The 1,066-nt window shown below is 46.4% G+C and carries 1 pseudogene; it reads left to right on the forward strand.

What is annotated here, in order from left to right:
• Nucleotides 1-425: 425 nt before the first annotated feature.
• Nucleotides 426-1,066, forward strand: a pseudogene (locus B3182_RS11220) (sodium:calcium antiporter); the annotation flags it as partial.

Below are 1,066 nucleotides of genomic sequence, written 5' to 3' on the forward strand. Positions count from 1 at the left end.
TAATTAACCACAGAGACACAGAGATTTATATAGTCGTTAATCCGCAGATTTCGCAGATGGACGCAGATTATTTGAGAAGTAATATGGATATTACCGTGCCTTACAAGCCATAAATGTTGATGGATAAATTTTTTTCGTAGGTTGGCGCTTAGTCTGCGAAGCCCAACACTATATTTATGTCGGGTTACGCTTCGCTAACCTGAACTGCTTCATTTATCAACCTCTGTGCCTTCCGTGTCTCTGTGGTTAATTCAAAAAAAATCTGCGTCCATCTGCGTAATCTGCGGATCAAATAATATTAGTTTTGACTGGGTTTGCGAAACCCAAGATTTATTCTGAAAAATACAACGAATTAGCTGTTAGTCTTGGCTGAGACTAAGTTTTGATTACTATTGCATGTAGTTCATCGCCATTCGAGGCCCTAAATGTTTTCATCCTTGACGTTCAACCTGATCGCTTTTGGCATCGCTGCTCTGATCATCATTCTCGCTGGCAGTCGTTTGGCAAAATTTGCAGATGAACTGGCTGATCGGACTGGCATGGGGGAAGCACTGTTTGGAGTATTACTGCTGGCGGGAGTGACTTCGCTACCGGACTTTGCTGCGACCTTAAGTGCCGCAATAGATTCACGAGACGATCTGGCCATGAGTAATGTTATGGGTAGCATGGCGGTGAATCTGGTGTTTCTTGGTATTGCGGACATCGTGTATCGCAAAGCCAATCTGGAGCATGCAGCCGCTTCCCCTGTGAACCTGATACTCGCAGGCTTGTTGATTGTATTGCTGACACTGCCATTACTGGCGATCGTCTCGCCCTCAGTTTCCTTTTGGGGCGTGCATCCAGTCACGCCGGTGGTCGTTGTCACCTATTTGTTTGGATTGCGCTTGGTTCACCGCGCGCAATCACGACCAATGTGGTTTCCACGGCCAACCCAACAGACAGTTCCGGATAAACCCCAAAAACATCATCATGGCAGCCTGATGGCGACATGGCTTGGTTTTATTACCCTTGCTTTCGTGACCTGCATCGCGGGTTGGATGGTAATGGAATCAGCCAAAGGTATTGC

Source organism: Methylophaga sp. UBA4204 (assembly GCF_002379485.1).
In the GTDB taxonomy this organism is placed as follows: domain Bacteria; phylum Pseudomonadota; class Gammaproteobacteria; order Nitrosococcales; family Methylophagaceae; genus Methylophaga.